At 59.5% G+C, this 16879-nt stretch carries 18 protein-coding genes; 11 read left to right on the top strand and 7 right to left on the bottom strand.

Features of this window, described 5'->3' with window-relative positions; translation table 11 throughout:
• Window positions 1-2 precede the first annotated feature (2 nt).
• Window positions 3-1157, bottom strand: a complete 1155-nt coding sequence (gene hpxO, locus FFB58_RS22220) for an FAD-dependent urate hydroxylase HpxO (protein ID WP_138371018.1) — start codon at window positions 1155-1157, stop codon at window positions 3-5.
• A gap of 343 nt (window positions 1158-1500) precedes the next feature.
• On the opposite strand from hpxO, the gene FFB58_RS22215 reads away from it, so the two are divergent.
• Genes FFB58_RS22215 through uraH form a run of 3 tightly spaced genes read left to right on the top strand, consistent with a single transcriptional unit; the run spans window position 1501 to window position 3684 of the window.
• Window positions 1501-2883: a nucleobase:cation symporter-2 family protein gene (locus FFB58_RS22215; RefSeq protein WP_138371017.1), complete on the top strand. Its 1383-nt coding sequence runs from the start codon at window positions 1501-1503 to the stop codon at window positions 2881-2883.
• Complete coding sequence (gene uraD / locus FFB58_RS22210) at window positions 2861-3361, top strand: 2-oxo-4-hydroxy-4-carboxy-5-ureidoimidazoline decarboxylase (protein ID WP_138371016.1); 501 nt, start codon at window positions 2861-2863, stop codon at window positions 3359-3361. The genes FFB58_RS22215 and uraD overlap by 23 nt, the downstream gene beginning before the upstream one ends.
• The gene (gene uraH, locus FFB58_RS22205; protein WP_039030068.1) at window positions 3358-3684 is read left to right on the top strand and encodes a hydroxyisourate hydrolase; all 327 of its coding nucleotides are present in this window, start codon (window positions 3358-3360) and stop codon (window positions 3682-3684) included. Before uraD ends, uraH begins: the two co-directional genes overlap by 4 nt.
• A 42-nt stretch (window positions 3685-3726) precedes the next feature.
• Here uraH and guaD read toward each other — a convergent pair whose 3' ends face one another.
• Both guaD and FFB58_RS22195 read right to left on the bottom strand, forming a co-directional pair.
• The gene (guaD, locus tag FFB58_RS22200) at window positions 3727-5046 is read right to left on the bottom strand and encodes a guanine deaminase (RefSeq protein ID WP_138371015.1); all 1320 of its coding nucleotides are present in this window, start codon (window positions 5044-5046) and stop codon (window positions 3727-3729) included.
• A gap of 105 nt (window positions 5047-5151) precedes the next feature.
• Entirely contained in the window at window positions 5152-6639 is a 1488-nt protein-coding gene (locus tag FFB58_RS22195) for an NCS1 family nucleobase:cation symporter-1 (protein WP_138371014.1), read from the bottom strand.
• A gap of 144 nt (window positions 6640-6783) precedes the next feature.
• Here FFB58_RS22195 and FFB58_RS22190 point away from each other — a divergent pair, with 144 nt between their 5' ends.
• Genes FFB58_RS22190 through puuE form a run of 3 tightly spaced genes read left to right on the top strand, consistent with a single transcriptional unit; the run spans window position 6784 to window position 9204 of the window.
• A complete protein-coding gene (locus FFB58_RS22190) occupies window positions 6784-7500 on the top strand; it encodes a GntR family transcriptional regulator (RefSeq protein ID WP_138371013.1) in 717 nt (238 codons plus the stop codon).
• Window positions 7500-8243, top strand: a complete 744-nt coding sequence (gene hpxA, locus FFB58_RS22185) for an allantoin racemase (protein ID WP_039030072.1) — start codon at window positions 7500-7502, stop codon at window positions 8241-8243. The genes FFB58_RS22190 and hpxA overlap by 1 nt, the downstream gene beginning before the upstream one ends.
• A 16-nt stretch (window positions 8244-8259) precedes the next feature.
• The gene (gene puuE, locus FFB58_RS22180) at window positions 8260-9204 is read left to right on the top strand and encodes an allantoinase PuuE (protein WP_138371012.1); all 945 of its coding nucleotides are present in this window, start codon (window positions 8260-8262) and stop codon (window positions 9202-9204) included.
• A gap of 47 nt (window positions 9205-9251) precedes the next feature.
• On the opposite strand, the gene hpxZ is transcribed toward puuE, so the two are convergent.
• The 4 genes from hpxZ to hpxW are packed head-to-tail and all read right to left on the bottom strand — an operon-like array spanning window position 9252 to window position 12810.
• On the bottom strand, window positions 9252-9638 hold the full coding sequence (gene hpxZ / locus FFB58_RS22175; RefSeq protein WP_138371011.1) for an oxalurate catabolism protein HpxZ: 387 nt from the start codon (window positions 9636-9638) through the stop codon (window positions 9252-9254).
• A complete protein-coding gene (locus FFB58_RS22170; protein ID WP_138371010.1) occupies window positions 9635-11032 on the bottom strand; it encodes an AtzE family amidohydrolase in 1398 nt (465 codons plus the stop codon). The genes hpxZ and FFB58_RS22170 overlap by 4 nt, the downstream gene beginning before the upstream one ends.
• Window positions 11029-11217 carry an oxalurate catabolism protein HpxX gene (gene hpxX, locus FFB58_RS22165; protein WP_138371009.1) on the bottom strand — a complete coding sequence of 63 codons (189 nt, stop codon included), beginning with the start codon at window positions 11215-11217 and terminating at the stop codon, window positions 11029-11031. Before hpxX ends, FFB58_RS22170 begins: the two co-directional genes overlap by 4 nt.
• A 9-nt stretch (window positions 11218-11226) precedes the next feature.
• Window positions 11227-12810, bottom strand: a complete 1584-nt coding sequence (gene hpxW / locus FFB58_RS22160) for an oxamate amidohydrolase (RefSeq protein WP_138371008.1) — start codon at window positions 12808-12810, stop codon at window positions 11227-11229.
• A 165-nt stretch (window positions 12811-12975) separates the two neighbouring features.
• On the opposite strand from hpxW, the gene hpxU reads away from it, so the two are divergent.
• From hpxU to FFB58_RS22135, 5 genes are all read left to right on the top strand, one after another.
• Window positions 12976-13815: a MurR/RpiR family transcriptional regulator HpxU gene (hpxU, locus tag FFB58_RS22155; RefSeq protein ID WP_138371007.1), complete on the top strand. Its 840-nt coding sequence runs from the start codon at window positions 12976-12978 to the stop codon at window positions 13813-13815.
• Window positions 13816-14029: 214 nt separating this feature from the next.
• On the top strand, window positions 14030-14815 hold the full coding sequence (locus FFB58_RS22150) for a transporter substrate-binding domain-containing protein (protein ID WP_039030079.1): 786 nt from the start codon (window positions 14030-14032) through the stop codon (window positions 14813-14815).
• Between the two features lie 9 nt (window positions 14816-14824).
• A complete protein-coding gene (locus FFB58_RS22145; protein WP_138371006.1) occupies window positions 14825-15490 on the top strand; it encodes an amino acid ABC transporter permease in 666 nt (221 codons plus the stop codon).
• The gene (locus tag FFB58_RS22140; protein WP_039030122.1) at window positions 15490-16146 is read left to right on the top strand and encodes an amino acid ABC transporter permease; all 657 of its coding nucleotides are present in this window, start codon (window positions 15490-15492) and stop codon (window positions 16144-16146) included. The genes FFB58_RS22145 and FFB58_RS22140 overlap by 1 nt, the downstream gene beginning before the upstream one ends.
• Complete coding sequence (locus tag FFB58_RS22135; protein ID WP_039030081.1) at window positions 16127-16864, top strand: amino acid ABC transporter ATP-binding protein; 738 nt, start codon at window positions 16127-16129, stop codon at window positions 16862-16864. The genes FFB58_RS22140 and FFB58_RS22135 overlap by 20 nt, the downstream gene beginning before the upstream one ends.
• Window positions 16865-16879 lie beyond the last annotated feature (15 nt).

The raw sequence follows: 16879 nt of genomic DNA, 5'->3' as shown, positions 1-16879 counted from the left end.
GTTTAGCCCAACGGCCCGCCCTGAATGGTTTCACACAGGCCATTGATGATCCGCTCTCCGGTCTCAGCCTTCAGCTCCTGATACCACGCTTCTGTCAGCGCCCTGTCTTTACCGTGGGTGACATCGCACCGTTTGCGCGCCTTCAGTACCAGGTCGCGGACCCGGTCCCGGCGTAGCGTTTCATACTGGCCTAACACCTGTGAAATGTCCTGGCTCTGGCGGAACAGATCCCCCAGCACCACCGCATCCTCCATTGCCGCGCAGCCGCCCTGGCCGATATCCGGTGTGGTGCTGTGCCCCGCATCCCCCAGCAGCGCTACTTTCCCGCGCACCAGTTTATCGAAGGGTTCGATATCATGGATTTCGATCCGGTTTGTGGTCTGCGGGTCGAGAGTGGCGATCAGCTTTTGCACCTGCGGCGCCCATCCGCTGAAGTAGCGGCTAAGGTCAGCGCGCAGGGTACTGCGATCTTCCGGGAGGCCCAGCGGCAGCGGAACGTCGAAGAAAAAGTAAAAGCGGCCGCCGGAGACCGGCATCAGCGAGACGCGTTTTCCCTCGCCGACAAAGGTGGTCCATTGATTGCCGGGGGCGATGGTTTCATCAATATCCACCAGCCCATTCCAGTTGACGTAGCCCGCGTAGCGGCGCGGCGGGGTGTAGCCGAGCACATACGGGCGCAGCGCGGAATGGCTACCGTCGGCGGCAATCAGGAAATCCCCCTGTGCCGTTGAGCCATCGGTGAACCAGATGCAGACGCCGTCGGCACTCTCTTCGCAGCGGGTCACGCGTTTACCGAACTGTACGGCATCGCGTCCCCAGAAGTCGAGCATCTCGCGCTGCAATTCTGCACGGGATACCGGGCTGGGACGTCCGCCGGTACGCTCCACCAGCGGGGCAAGGCTGAACTGCGTGAGGGTCTCTGCCCGGCGGTGTTCTTTATAGGCCAGAAAATGCATCGGGCCGCCGTAGCTGTCGATAATTTCGCCCATGCCCAGGTGGCGCATGCATTTTACGCCATTCGGCCAGATGGAGATGGCGGCGCCCACCGGTTTAATCTCTTTTACGGCTTCAAAGACCTCGCACTCGATACCCGCATTTTTCAGCGCCACCGCCGCGCTCAGACCGCCAATCCCGCCCCCAATCACCAGTGCTTTCATATTCTTCTCCTCTTTTGCGTTTAATAGCCTTGAGCAATTTGCGTACCACAATGACGATCGGAGGCATCTGGCGCTTTCCGGCGTCTCTTACGGCGGCATTTGCACAAAAGGAGGGCGTAATGGGGTGAATGTTGCTCTTTTGTGAATCAATAGTTTCCTGAAAGCTAATTAAGAATCTAATGTTTCATGGCGCTGGCGCGGTTCAGACCGCTGGTTATTGACTGAGGAAGCGATTAATTAACTGATATTAAAGGTGTAAATCCAGCAGTGACAAAAAGTGAGCAAATCTGGCCTGGTTTATGCAATTGCCACTGCACGCTTATTCGCAACGGGATGAAAGACTATGTCAGAGGAAAAGAACGGTGGCTTACTGTACGGCCTTGAGCAGCAGATCCCGCCGGTTCCGGCTATATTCAGCGCGCTACAGCATGTGCTTGCCGGGCTGGTGGGAATTATTACGCCGCCGCTGATTATCGGGGCTGCATTAGGGTTAGAGCAGTGGCTGCCTTATTTAATCAGCATGTCCCTGCTGGCATCGGGTATCGGCACCTTTTTACAATCTAACCGCCTGTGGGGCGTTGGCGCCGGCATGATCTGTATGCAGGGCACCAGCTTTGCTTTTCTCGGGGTGGCGATCGCGGGCGGCATGTGGGTAAAGGGGCAGGGGGGCACGGCGCAGGATATTATGGCTATGCTGTTTGGCGTCAATTTCGTTGCCGCACTGGTTCCCTGTATCGTCAGCCGCTTTATCGAACCCCTGAAGCGAATTTTTACCCCGATTATTACCGGTAGCGTTATTGCGCTCATTGGCATGAGCCTGATTAAGGTCAGCATCGTCAACTGGAGCGGCGGGGAGCATGCAAAAGAGTTCGCCAGTATGGGCAATATCACGCTCGGCGCCGTAACGCTGGGCACCATCGTCCTGCTCAGCTGCATGAAAAACCGCTGGCTGCGACTTTCGTCGGTGGTGATTGGCATTGCCGTCGGCTGCCTGGCGGCCGCCCTGAGCGGAAGTTTCCAGCTTAAGCCCGTTGGCGACGTCTGGTTCCGCCTGCCCCAGCTCTTCCCGTTTGGCTTTGAGTTTAACGGCGCGATCTTTTTGCCCATTGCGCTGGTATCGCTGGTCTGCATTCTGGAAGCCGTCGGCGATCTGACGGCCAACAGCCTGATTTCGCAGCAGTCCATCGACGATCGTGCCTTTCGTACGCGTCTGAAAGGCGGCATTCTGGCGGACGGGATCAGCTGTATGGTGGCGGCGATGCTCTGCGCTTTTCCGAACACCACCTTTGCGCAGAACAACGGCGTGATCCAGATGACCGGCGTTGCCAGCCGCTACGTTGGCCGCTATATCGGTGGGATCCTGATTTTGTTGGGGTTGTTCCCACCCTTTGGCGAGCTCCTTCGTCAGATCCCGGCGCCGGTACTGGGCGGCGCGACCATGGTAATGTTTGGTTGCGTGGTTGCGGCGGGGATCCGCATCGTGACCCAGAAACCGCTGACCCGCCGCGATATGCTGATTGTCGGTCTGGCATTTGGCTTTGGGCTGGGTATCGAAGCCGTGCCTGAATTCCTGGCCCATTTCCCGCCGGTGGTTGAGAACCTGTTCGGCTCAGCGGCCACCAGCGGTGGTCTGGTAGCGATTATCCTCAATCTGATTATCCCGGAAGAGACATCAACCGCCGCGGCGGTAACAAGGAGCGCTGATGATCACGCTGAATCACTTTAACCGCCTGAGCGTCGCAGAGGCCGCTTCCCTGCTGGCTCCCTGCGTCGCCGTTCCCGGCTGGGAGACGGCGCTGGCTGAGGGGCGCCCCTGGCGCTCCCGTGAGGCAATGCTGAACGCCGCGCAGCAGCTGATGGCCTCCTGGGGAGAAGTTGAGCTGAACCAGGCCCTGAGCGCCCATCCGCGCATCGGCGAAAAGCCCACGGGTGAGCAGCAGCACGCGGCGCTGTCGCGTCAGGAACAGGCCAGCGTAAACGATGGCGATGCCGCCCTGGCCCGGGCCCTCAGGGAGGGCAATGCCCGCTACGAGGCGCGATTTGGGCGGGTCTTTCTGATCCGCGCGAAAGGGCGCAGCGGGGAGGATATTCTACAGGCGCTGTCGCGCCGTTTAGACAACAGCGACAGTGCAGAGGTGCAGGATGCGTTAGCGCAGCTGCGCGAAATTACGTTATTACGACTGGAAGGAGCCATTGGCGAATGAGTACCTTAAGCACCCATATTCTGGATATCTCTACCGGCCGACCGGCGCAGGGGGTGAAGGTGACGCTGGAGCGGGAAGGCGCGCAGATTGCCGCAGGCGTGACGGACGAGAACGGGCGAATCGGCGAGCTCGGCGCCGGGCAACTGGCGGCAGGGCGCTACCGCCTGACGGCGGCGACTGGAGAGTGGTTTGCCGCCGGTGGCCGGGAGACGATCTTTCTGAGCGCGCAGATTGATTTTGCCATCCGGGAGACGGCGGGCGATCGCTACCATCTGCCGTTTTTGATTGCCCCTGGCGGCTGGTCTACCTATCGCGGAAGTTAACGCTGCCTTTTACCGGCGTCATGTCAGACGCCGGTACCCTCGTTACTCCCCCTCTGCTTCCCCCCAGACGCATTTGCCGTTCACCCAGGTCTCGCTGATATTGCGCTCATCCCCTAGGGTCATCAACACGAACAGCTGCTCATAGATATCTTTGCAGCGTCCGCTGCGTAAGCGTTGCAGCGGCGTGACTGCCGGGTCGATGACCACAAAATCGGCCTCTTTACCCGGCTGAAAATTACCAATCCTGTCATCAAGACGCAGGGCGTGCGCACCGCCGAGGGTGGCATGGTAGAAGGCTTCGCTGGCACGCAGGCGATAGCTTTGCAGCTGGCCCACCTTATAAGCCTCCCCCAGCGTTCGCAGCATGCTGAACGTGGTGCCTGCGCCAACGTCGCTGCCGATCCCCATTCGCACCTTTTTCTGCCAGCAGGTGGGCAAACGGAACAGCCCGCTGCCGAGAAACAGGTTAGAGGTGGGGCAAAAGGCCACGGCGGAACCGGTATCGTGCAGGCATTGCCACTCTGCGTCCGCCAGATGGATGCCGTGGGCAAAAACGCTGCGCTCGCCGGTCAGTTGGTAGTGATGGTAGACATCAAGATAGTGTTCATGCTCCGGCCACAGGCTTTTTACCCATGCGACTTCGCTGAGGTTTTCGCTCAGATGGGTATGCAGCCAGGTGTCGGGGAACTCCTCCCGCAGCTGTTGCACCGCAGCCAGCAGCGCTGGCGTGGAGGTGGGGGCGAAGCGGGGGGTAATGGCGTAACCAAGGCGCCCGCGCTGATGCCAGCGCTGAATCAACTCCCGGGTTTGCCGGTAGCTCTGCTCCGCGCTTTCGCTGAGATAGTCCGGGGCATGACGGTCCATCATCACCTTACCGGCAAGCAGGCGCATATTCAGCTTCAGCGCTTCGCTGAAAAGGGCGTCCACCGATTCAGGATGCAGGGTACAAAATACCAGCGCGGTGGTGGTGCCATGGCTCAGGAGCTGGCTGATAAAGAACAGTGCGATCTCCGTGGCGTAACCGGCGTCGGAAAACTGACCCTCCACCGGAAACGTATAGGTCGTGAGCCACTCCAGCAGCTGCTCGCCAAAAGCACCAATCATTTCGGTTTGCGGATAGTGGACGTGGGCATCGACAAAACCGGGGAGTAACAGTTTCCCGCTCAGATCGCGATAGCCTTTCAGTGGCTGCAGGTACTGCTCCCCCTCCAGCCAGGGGAGGAGCGCCACAATGCACCCGTCCCGGATAAAAAGTAAGCCATCCTCCACGTAGCGTGCGTGACGGGCGATATCGTCAGGGCAATCGGCAACGGTACCGATGTCGAAAAAGGCGCCGCGAAGGGCGGTTTGGTAGTCCATCAGTCTCTGCCTTGTGGCTAAACGAAAGGGTAAACAGAGCGAGCAAAATTGATGCCAGTTTATCCGGAAGGAGGGCGCGCCGCGGCGGAGTGCCGCGGCGGGGCTGAATTACTCTTTCTGGGCAAGGGCGCCAAAACGGGCAGGCGCAGCGGCGCGATCCTCCCGCGCTATCCATCGGTAGGCGGCAGCGCTCACAAAGACGCCGATAAACCAGCTAAAGTTAGCCACTTCATGCAGGGCCGGAATAAAGCTGATGACCAGACCAATGGCGACGGAGGGAACCAGCGCGGCGATGGCCTTTGGGTTGAAGCCGTTGCGATACCAGTATTTCCCTTTTGGCGTATCGTCGAACAGGTCGTTAACTGAAACCTGACCGCGCTTAATCACGTAGAAATCCACCAGCAGAATGCCGAACAGCGGGCCGATAAACGCCCCCAGCACGTCGAGGGTGTAGTGGATAAGCTCCGGGGAGTTAAACAGGTTCCATGGCGTCAGCAGGACCGAGCCGACGGCGGCGATCATTCCGCCGGTGCGGAAGCTGATCTTCTGCGGCGAACAGTTTGAGAAATCGAACGCCGGGGAGACAAAGTTCGCCACGATATTGATCCCGATGGTGGCGGTGATCATGGTCAGCAGGCCGATAGCGACGGCCAGGTCGTTGCCTACGCGGCTGACGGTTTCAATCGGATCGGTAATCATCCGGCCAAACAGGGACTGAGTACCGGAGACAATAACCACCGTAACGACAGAGAACAGCAGGAAGTTGAACGGCAGACCCCAGCGGTTGCCGCGGCGGATCTCGCCCATGCTTTTGCCGTAGCGCGAGAAGTCGCCAAAGTTGAGCAGCGGGCCGGAGAAGTAGGAGACCACCAGCGCGATGGCCGTGATCATCTGCCAGGTTTGCTCTCCGCTGGTGAGGGATTTACTGGCGAGGGTAAAGGAGATCCCGTCGAGCCCGGTTTTGTATACAATCCAGCCCGCCAGCGCCAGCATCACCACATAAACCGCCGGTCCGGCAATATCAATAAAGCGCTTAATCGCGCTCATTCCGTGCCAGAACACCATCGCCTGCAGCAGCCACATGGTAGCAAAGCAGAGCCAGCCGAGATGGGACAGACCCAGGAAGCTGGCTGAGGTAAGCGCCGACAGCGATGGCCAGAATTTCAGTAATACCAGCATCAGCGCATTGGCCGCCAGCCAGGTCTGTATGCCATACCACGCGAAGGCGATAAGCCCGCGGATCACCGCCGGGATGTTAGCGCCAAAGACGCCAAACGCCTGGCGGGAGATCACCGCATAGGGAACGCCCGCCATCTGGCTGGGCTTCGCCACGAGGTTAGCGCACAGCTGGACGATACAAATTCCCACCAGCAGGCACAGCAGAACCTGCCAGCTCGCCAGGCCGAGGGTAAAGAAGCTCGCGGCCACCACGTAGCCTCCCATGCTGTGCACATCTGACATCCAGAACGAAAAGATGTTGTACCAGCTCCAGTTTTGATCGCGTGTCGGGGCCAGATCTTCATTGCAGAGCCGTGGGCTGTAACCCGCGTGAGGATCGGCGTCATTAACCTGATGCGTGTTTTGTCTGTTTGGCATGAAATCTGCTCCTGTAAGTGAAACCCGTTTTAAGTGGCTTACTGAGGCGTTGCAGGATCCAGGCCAGAAATCGTTCATTTTGTATACAATAATTTAATCGTATGTATACAAGATGCTATCTAAAAGTAAAAGCTGGGGTAATGAATGAGCAACCAACATCGTCTGCAGGCCGCGCCAGAGCTGCATGATAAGGACGAATCCATCTACCAGGCGCTGATGACGGCCATTGTTGAGCATCAGCTTCCCCCGGGAAGCAGACTGCCGGAAGAGGCGCTGTCGGAGGTATTTGGCGTAAGCCGGACGGGGATCAGAAAAGTGCTTCAGCGACTCGCAACGGTGCAAATGGTCACGCTGGCACCCAAACGTGGTGCACAGGTCGCCAGCCCGACGGTTGAAGAGGCGCAGGCGATCTTTCGTACCCGTACCCTGCTGGAGGTCGCGAATTTGCCTGATGTGCTGGCCCGCTGCCAGCCAACCCACCTGGCAGGGCTGGAGGCGATTGTCCGCCAGGAGCAGCAGGCCCATGAACGCTACGACGGTCCGGCGGCGCTCCGCTACTCCGCCGGGTTTCATATTCAGCTGCAGGCGATCTCCGGCAATCAGGTGCTCACGGAAATGGTGACCCATCTGAGTCAGCGCTCCTCCTTAGTGATTGCGACCTGGGGATCGCCATGGCGTCAGGGCTGCCGCTGCAACGATCACGACCGGCTTATTCAGCTGCTGCGGGACAAAGCGCTACAGCCCCTCAGCGATGCATTGACGCACCATTTTGAACATATCGCCGCCAGCCTCTGTTTTGAGCGCTCTGGCATCACTCTGCCTGATTTCGCCCGGCTGTTTGCCGGTTTTAAGGAGCAATAATGGCCGCTATTTGTATACAAGTGATCAATCCCAATACCAGCCCGGGCATGACGGAAACCATCGGCGCTGCCGCGAGAGCGGTTGCCGCGCCGGGCACCCGGATACTGGCGGTCTGTCCCGAAGACGGGGTGGCATCCATTGAGGGCCATTTTGATGAAGCTATCGCCGCGGTCGGCGTGCTGGAGCAGATCAAAGCCGGTCGGGAGCAGGGTGTGGATGGCCACGTGATTGCCTGCTTTGGCGATCCCGGCCTGCTGGCGGCGCGCGAACTGGCGCAGGGGCCGGTGATAGGCATTGCCGAAGCGGCAATGCATATGGCGACCCTGGTGGCGACCCGTTTTTCAATTGTGACCACGCTGCCGAGAACCTTGATTATCGCCCGCCATCTTCTGCGTCAGTACGGCTTTGAACACCACTGTGCCGCTCTTCACGCCATCGATCTCCCGGTTCTGGCGCTGGAGGATGGCAGCGGGCTGGCGCAGGAGAAAGTGCGCGCCCGCTGTATCCAGGCGCTGAAGGAGGATGGCTGCGGGGCGATTGTGCTGGGCTGTGGCGGAATGGCGACGCTGGCCCAGGCGTTGACCCGTGAACTGCGCGTGCCTGTGATCGACGGCGTCAGCGCGGCGGTGAAGATGGTGGAGTCGCTGGTGGCGCTCGGCCTGTCCACCAGCAAGCAGGGCGATTTAGCTTATCCGGAGGCCAAGACGTTAAGCGGCAAATTTCAGACATTAAATTCATTCTGACGAGAAGAGGTGGGAGATGGCATTTTTGGCAGACGATTACCCGCGCGACCTGCGCGGTTACGCAGGGGAGCCGCCGCACGCGCAGTGGCCGAACAACGCACGGATTGCCGTGCAGTTTGTGCTTAATTATGAAGAAGGCTCCGAAAACCACGTGCTGCACGGCGATGCTGGTTCAGAACAGTTTTTGTCCGATATTATCGGTGCCGCCAGCTACCCTGACCGGCATATGTCGATGGATTCATTATATGAGTACGGCAGCCGCGCCGGTTTCTGGCGCATCCACCGGGAGTTCAGCCGTCGTGGATTGCCGCTAACGGTGTTCGGTGTGGCAATGGCGCTGGCGCGTCATCCGGATGTGGTGGAGGCGATCAAAGCGGCCAATTATGACGTGGTCAGCCACGGCTGGCGCTGGATCCATTACCAGAACATGCCCATTGAGCAGGAGCGCGAGCATCTGAATAAAGCGGTGCAGGTCTTCACCGATCTCTTTGGCAAGCCCCCCACAGGCTGGTACACCGGCCGCGACAGCCCCAATACCCGCCAGCTGGTGGTGGAGCACGGCGGCTTTGATTACGACAGCGATTATTATGGCGATGATTTGCCGTTCTGGAGCGAGGTGGCGTGCAGTGACGGCACGCGCAAACCGCACCTGATTGTGCCTTACACGCTTGATGCGAACGACATGCGGTTTGCCACCGCCCAGGGCTTTAATACCGCCGAGCAGTTTTACACTTACCTGAAAGACAGCTTTGATGTGCTTTATGAGGAGGGCGAGTCTGCGCCGAAAATGATGTCCATTGGGATGCACTGCCGCCTGCTTGGACGGCCGGGCCGCTTTCGGGCGCTACAGCGCTTTCTTGATTATGTGCAGCAGCATGACAACGTCTGGATCTGTACCCGTCAGCAAATTGCCGATCGCTGGCGTGACTTTCATCCGTACCAGGCGTCACAAAATCAATAGCCCTGTCTTCACCCTCTCCCGTCCAGGAAGAGGGTATTTCCAGCACATTAGATCATCAGGCTCACCTGGGCGGCGACAATTCGCCAGCCCGAGGGAAAGCGTACCCACGTCTGCTGCTGACGGCCAATACGCTCGCTGCCCTCGCGGGTAAACTCGGTGCTGCACACCGCGTAATCCTCGCCGAAGGTGGTGATGGTGGTGTGCCGCAGCTCGCGCTGCAGGCCAGCGGCAGGGCGGGCGGCACGAAACGCGCGGATTTCGTCGATACCGTACAGGTTTTCCCCGGCCCCCAGCCTTACCGTGCGGTCGTCGTGCCAGAAAAGTTCATCCAGTACGGCAATATCATTGCTGACCAGCGCCTCTTCGTAGCGATAAAACGCCGCCGTCACCTCGGCAAGCACCTGCGGGCGGTTAATCTCTTCTCCGGTCATCATGCTGCCACCTCCGCCGGGCTGGCATCGGTGATACCCATCTCTTCCAGTACCCGGGCCACGCGCAGGCAGGCCTGCTCGTTAAACGGCGCGGCAATTAACTGCAGGCCAATCGGCTGCCCGCCCGCCGTGCGAAGCGGAACCGTGGTGACCGGCAAACCGATAAAGGAGATGGGCTGCGTCAGCATTCCCATACTGGCGCGGATCGGCAGGGGCTGGCCGTTGATCTCCATGGTCTGCGCCCCGACAGGCGTAGCGGCACAGGGGGTAGCGGGGGCGATCAGCACCTCAGCATGGGCGAACAGGGCGTTAAACGCCTGCCGGGCATGGTTGCGAAAGCGCTGGGCCTGGATATACCAGCTGGCGGGGATCATCGCTCCCGCCAGCAGGCGCTCGCGGGAGTTAGGCTCAAAACGCTCCGGCTCGCGGCGTAGCGCTGGAAGATACTGATTTCCCCCCTCGGAGGCGCTGATAATAAAGGCTGCGGAGCGGGCCAGCTCCGCTTCCGGGAAAATGAGCTCCTCCTGAACGTCCAGCGCCCGGGCGACGCGGGCGACAGCCGCACGGGCGTCGTTATCGCACCAGGTGGAGAAATAGCCGCCAAGCGTGGCGCAGCGCAGGCCCTCCAGCCCACGGCAGAGCCGGTTCGCCGTGGGCTCGCTGGCCCTGTCGGCCTGAAAACTGTCCGCGGGATCCTGGCCCTGCAGCACATCGTATACCGTCGAGAGATCGCTGACACGGCGGGCAAACGGTCCGATGTGGTCAAGGCTGGCGACAAAGGGGTGGCTGCCGGCGCGGGACAAACGACCGAAGGTCGGCTTCAGGCCAAAAATGCCGCACAGCGAAGCCGGAACGCGTATCGATCCGTTGGTATCGCTACCCAGCGAGAAGTGGACCAGCCCGGCCGCCACCGCAGCTGCCGACCCGCCGGAAGAGCCGCCAGCGATCCGGGAAAGATCGTGCGGATTGCGCGTGGCCCCGTAGTGGCTGTTTTCGGTGGTGAAACCGTAGGCGTAGGCATCCATGTTCAGCATCCCGGACAGCAGCGCTCCCGCGCTTTGCAGCTGACGCACCGCCCGGCTGTCGGCGACGGCGGGGGAGCGGTTGCTGAACAATTCTGCTCCGGCAAGGGTGGTGTGTCCGGCGACATCGAACAGATTTTTTACCGCAAAGGGAACAGCCGCCAGCGCGGGCAGGGGGCGCTTGTCCCGGCGCAGGCTATCAATCTGCTCCGCCTCAGCCAGCATCCGCTTTTCGCTGATGTGGGTCCAGGCGTTGATATGCGGATTGACGCGGGCGATATTCTCCAGGGTGTGGCGGGCAATCTCCACGGCGCTCAGCTCGCCGCAGGTTAACGCACGCCGTATCTCTTCGATCGTCATCTCAGGTAGCTTCATGCTTTATAGACTCCGGCGATTTCGACGCGGTCGTCGAGGGGAAAAGCCAGCAACGGCTCAGCCATCGCCGCAATGCGGGTAAACTGCACGCTGAGCTCGGCGCGACGCGCGTCGTCCAGCTCCAGTGCCAGCAAGTGTTCCATTTGGGCGAGATAAGCATCCCATTCGGTTTGTGGTGTCGTCATGTTGAACTCCTAATATCCGGCTGCGGAGCCGTTGCTGCGCGGATCGCTGGCTCCCTCTAAAAGACCATCAGGGTGGCGGACAATCGCCCCGGCATGGCCCATGGCTTCGCTGAAATCTGCCAGCACGTCAACCTCATGCCCCAGCTGTCGCAGATGGGCGATGCTCTCTGCGCTGAAGCGCCCTTCCAGCTTGAGTGAATCGGATGTCTGTCCCCAGGTGCGTCCCAGCAGCCAGCGTGGGCGGGAGATACTCTCCTGCAGCGGCATATTTTGCATGACGTAGCGGGTGAAGAGGGCAGCCTGGGTTTGCGGCTGTCCGTCGCCCCCCATTGAGCCATATACCATGACCCGGCCATCGTTCAGGCGTGCCGCGGCGGGGTTTAACGTGTGAAACGGCTGTTTGCCCGGGGCCAGCGCCAGAAGATGCGCCGGGTCGAGGCTGAACGAGGCTCCGCGGTTTTGCCAGACCAGCCCGGTGTCCGGCAGGACCACGCCGCTGCCAAATTCATGGTAAAGGCTCTGAATAAAGGAGACCGCCAGACCGTTTTTATCGATAACGCCCATCCACACGGTATCGCCCGGTCCTTTGCCTGCTCCCCAGGGGGCCGCGCGTTGATCGTCTATTTTCTCTGCCAGCGGCTGCAGCGCCGCAGGGGTAAGCAGACTCTGGATATCAACATCAAGATGACGTGGGTCGGTGATGTGGGCGTCGCGCAGGCCAAAGGCCAGCTTGGTGGCTTCAACAATGCGGTGGATGGTCAGCGCATCGTCAGCATCGGCCATCCCGAGACGATCGGTTATCCCGAGGATCGCCAGGGAGACCAGCCCCTGGGTCGGCGGCGCCAGATTCCACAGTTCGCCGTGCTGATGATCGAGCCTGAGCGGAAGCGGGCGGCGGGCACGATGCTGATGCAGATCGCTGAGGGTAACCGGCATGCCGCACCTTTCCATGCCGCGGGCCAGATGCCCGGCCAGCGGCCCGCGGTAGAAACTGTCTAATCCTTCCTCCGTTAACCGGCGCAGGGTGTTTGCCAGCGCCGGTTGCAAAAAGCGGCTACCCGCCTCGGGTGGCTGTCCGTTGACCAGAAAGGTATCGGCGAATCCGGGCTGGTGGCGCAGTTCGTCCAGTTTGCTTGCGGTGGCCCTGGCCTGAGAGGCGGTAACCGGAATGCCGTGAGTGGCGTAGCCGATAGCATCCTCAAGAAGGCGGGTCAGGGGCAGGTGGCTCCGGCAGAGATCGTGGGAAATCGAGAGTGCTTCTTCCCAGCCGCTGACGGTACCGGCCACGGTAAGCGCAGCCTGCGGGCCGCGATGGGGAATGTGCGCCAGCCCCTCATAGGCCTGCGGGGTTGCCCGCGCCCCCGCCGCGCCGCTGGCATCGATGGCGATGGGATCGCCATCAGGAGGGACGATCAGCCAGAAACCATCGCCCCCCAGGCCGTTCATGTGCGGATACACCACCGCAATGGTTGATGCGGCGGCGACCATTGCCTCAATGGCACTGCCTCCTTCACGCAGAATCGCCAGCGCGCTTTGGCTGGCCAGGTGATGGGGAGTAACTGCCATCCCTTGGGTGGCAACATGACTTTGCATGGCGTGTCCTCTGATAACCGTTTGTGTGCGAAGCGTTGCAAAAGCTGTTCCATTTTTGAACGTAAAGTTTCATTCGCTGCAGGATGAGGGCATTTTGCGGAACTGGCATGCATTATGAAGGGGGTTAACGGTATAGTGCAGTGAAACAAAAGTTACAGAGGCCTTATGCAACAGCTTGATGAACGCCTGAAAGAGCAGTATGCGTCTTTATCGCCACAGGAGCAGCGGGTGGCGGACTTTATTTTCGATCATTTTGACGATCTCATCAGCTATAACAGCGCCGAACTGGCGCAGCTGAGCGGCGTCTCTAAAGCGACGGTCAGCCGCCTGTTCAAGCGACTGGGCTATGAAAAATATAAAGAGATGCGGGATGAACTGCGGACCCTGCGCCAGAGCGGAATGCCGATTACCGACAACCGCGACGCGGTGCAGGGCAACACGCTGCTGGCAAGACATTATAAACAGGAGATGGCGAATCTGACCCAGTGGGTCAACGCGCTGGATGTGCAGCAGTTTGCCGGTGCGCTTCAGGCTATGGTCGCCGCCCGGCGCATCTTTATTGTCGGCATGCGCAACTCCTGGCCTGCGGCGCTGCATCTGCGTCAGCAGCTCCTGCAGGCGCGGGGACAGGTGCTGGTGTTGCCTCAGCCGGGGCAGAGCCTGAGTGAAGAGCTGGTTGATTTAACCGCTGAGGATCTGGTGGTGGTGCTGGCGTTCCGCCGTCGTCCGCGCATTATCCGCCCGCTGTTACAGCAGCTACAGAGCAAGGGTATTCCGGTCCTGCTGATGTGCGAGCCGCAGGCGCATGGCCTCTTTCCGCTTGCGAGCTGGCAGCTTTGCGCCCCGCTGGATAGCGTATCGGCTTACGATAGCTACGCCTCGGTCAATAGCTTGATCAATCTGCTGGCGAACGCCTTCCTGCATGAAATTCTCGATAAAGGCCGACCGCGGATCCACGACATCGCCACGCTTTACCAGCAGTTGGATGAACTCGAACACCGATAATGGGGCGCCAGCATGGTGCCTTGCATCTTGTTGGTGCGAAAATAGTGCGAGGAATGCCTGCGGTCTTTCCTCCTTTTTGGTCTCTTCCCTCTGTTCTCACTGCATTTAATCCCATTGATACCCCTTGCGTCAGGCTGAATTCTTTTTGGCACATTAGTTGCAAAACTGATTCATAAGAATCTTTTGTTTCATGCTAACGTAACGGGGAACCCTCATGAAGAAATTGCTTATCGCCCTGGTTGGGGCTGCCAGCCTGTTAACCCACCTTTCGGCGGCACAGGCTGACCAGCTGCAGGATATTGAAAAACGCGGTGTGATCCGCATTGCGGTACCGCAGGATTTCCCGCCGTTTGGATCGGTGGGTACCGACCTTCAACCGCAGGGCTATGACATTGATACGGCCCGCTATCTGGCTAAGGCGATGAAACTCAAACTGCAGCTGGTGCCGGTGACCAGCGCCAACCGGGTGCCCTATCTGCAAACCGATAAAGTCGACCTGGTGATTTCAAGCCTGGGTAAAAACGCCGAACGCGAAAAGGTGATTGATTTTAGCCGCGCCTACGCGCCGTTTTTCCTGGGGGTGTTCGGTCCTGCAGGGGCAGAGCTGAAAGATCCGGCGGCGCTCAGCGGCAAAAGCGTTGGCGTGACGCGCGGCGCGGTGGAGGACATGGTGCTGAGCAGCGTAGCGCCGAAAGAGGCGCAGATTAAGCGCTATGAAGACAACAACACCACGCTGTCGGCCTATCTTTCCGGCCAGGTGCAGTACGTGGCGACCGGTAATCTGGTGGTCGCGGCCATTTCCCGGCAGAACGCCGACAAAGCCCCGGTGCCGAGCTTTATGCTCAAGGACTCGCCCTGCTTTATCGGCCTGAAAAAGAACGAACCAGCGCTCAAGGCGAAGGTGGATGCGCTGATTGAACAGGGAGTGAAAGACGGCACCCTTAACGCGCTGTCTGAGAAGTGGCTGAAAGCCCCGCTGCCTGCCAGCCTCGGCGTATAAGGCTGGTGCATGACGGAGCAACTTGATTTTTCTGCGCTCTGGCCCCTGTGGCCGGAGCTGCTGGCGGGACTGTGGGTCACCGTTCAGCTGACCGTACTGGCGACAGCTGGCGGTCTGCTGACAGGGATTGTCGGCGCTGCCATTCGTAGCGGGCCCCCCACGTGGTTAAGCCGGATTTGGGGCGGGTATGTGGAGATGATCCGCAACACGCCATTTGTGGTTCAGCTCTTTTTTATCGTCTTTGGCTTGCCGAATCTGGGCCTGAAGATGACCGCCGGCGAAGCCGCGCTGCTGGCGATGATCGTGAACCTCGGGGCCTACAGTACCGAAATTGTCCGCGCCGGTATTCAGGTGACGCCAAAAGGGCAGTGGGAGGCGGGGCGTGTACTGGGGCTGAGCCGGATGCAGACGTTTATCCAGATTGTTCTGCCGCCTGCGTTACAGCGCATTTATCCTGCCCTGGTTAGCCAGTGCATTATCGTGATGCTTGGATCGTCGGTAGTGTCACAGGTCTCTTATGAAGAGCTGACCTTCGCTGCCAACCTGATTCAGTCGCGCACATTCCTCAGTTTTGAGGTTTATCTGGTCACGACGGGCATTTATCTGGTGCTGTCGATAACGATGCGTCAGCTGCTGATGGCGGCGGGGCGAAAATGGCTGAGGGTACAGGCATGATGACAACCTTTACCGACTGGGACATTGTCCGCAATTTACTGCTGGCCGGGCGCTGGACGGTGCTGCTCTCCCTGGTGGCCTTTGTGGGCGGCGGGCTGGTCACATTGCCGCTTTTACTGCTGCGTCTGACCGGAGGCCGTCAGCTTAAACGCCTGATCCGCGGCTATGTCGAGCTGTTTCAGGGGACGCCGCTGCTCATGCAGTTGTTCCTCGCCTTTTTCGGCGTTGCGCTGTTTGGTATTGACGTTTCAGCCTGGACCGCAGCGTCAATGGCGCTGACGTTTTACACCAGCGCCTTTCTGCTTGATATCTGGTTTGGCAGCATTCGTGCCCTGCCAAAAGGGCAGTGGGAAGCGTCCCGCTGCCTGGGCCTGAGCTTTGGTCAGACGCTTTGTCGGGTGGTTGCGCCCCAGGCGATGCGTATCGCTATTGCCCCAACGGTAGGTTTTGCCGTTCAGGTGATCAAGGGAACGGCGCTGGCGTCAATCATCGGTTTTATCGAACTGACGAAGGCCGGGACGATGCTGACCAATGTTACGTATCAGCCGTTTAAAGTCTTTGCGCTGGTGGCGCTGGGCTACTTCATTCTGTGTTACCCGCTGTCCCGCTACAGCCGCTATCTGGAGAATAAATTCAATGCCTCTCATCACCATTAACCAGATGCAGAAGTATTACGGCGATAACCACGTGCTCAAGGGCGTCGATCTGGATATCGATATGGGTGAAGTTATCTCGATTATTGGCCGCAGCGGGTCAGGTAAAAGCACGCTGCTGCGCTGCATCAACGGCCTGGAGGGTTATCAGGACGGCAGTATCAAGCTCGGCGGGATGACCATTACCGACCGCGATTCCCAGGCGCGGGAAATCAGCCGTTCAATTGGGATGGTATTCCAGAACTTCAACCTGTTCCCGCATATGACGGCGCTGGAGAACGTGATGCTGGCCCCGCGTCGGGTGCTAAAAAAAAGCGCCGCCGAGTGCCGTGACCTGGCCCGACGTATGCTGGAGAAGGTCGGTCTCGGTGACCGGCTGGATTACTATCCCTCCAGCCTTTCCGGTGGCCAGCAGCAGCGGGTGGCGATTGCCCGCGCCCTGGCAATGTCGCCAAAAGTTTTACTCTGTGACGAGATCACCTCAGCGCTGGATCCTGAGCTCGTGGGCGAAGTACTCAAGGTGCTGGAGCAGCTGGCGGCGGAGGGTATGACCCTGATTCTCGTGACCCATGAAATGAATTTTGCCCGCGAAGTGGGCGACCGCGTGGTGTTTATGCATCAGGGGCGCGTCTGGGAGCAGGGTGACAGTAAAACGCTGTTTGCCAGTCCGCAGACCAGCGAACTGAAGCAGTTTATCTCCTCCGTGCGCGGTCTCAATTAATTTAAGGATTTTCAG

The organism is Enterobacter sp. MF024, from assembly GCF_005843915.1.
GTDB lineage: Bacteria > Pseudomonadota > Gammaproteobacteria > Enterobacterales > Enterobacteriaceae > Enterobacter > Enterobacter barmai.
Note: the sequence above shows the minus strand (reverse complement) of the source record. Positions and strands in the feature narration are given on the sequence as shown.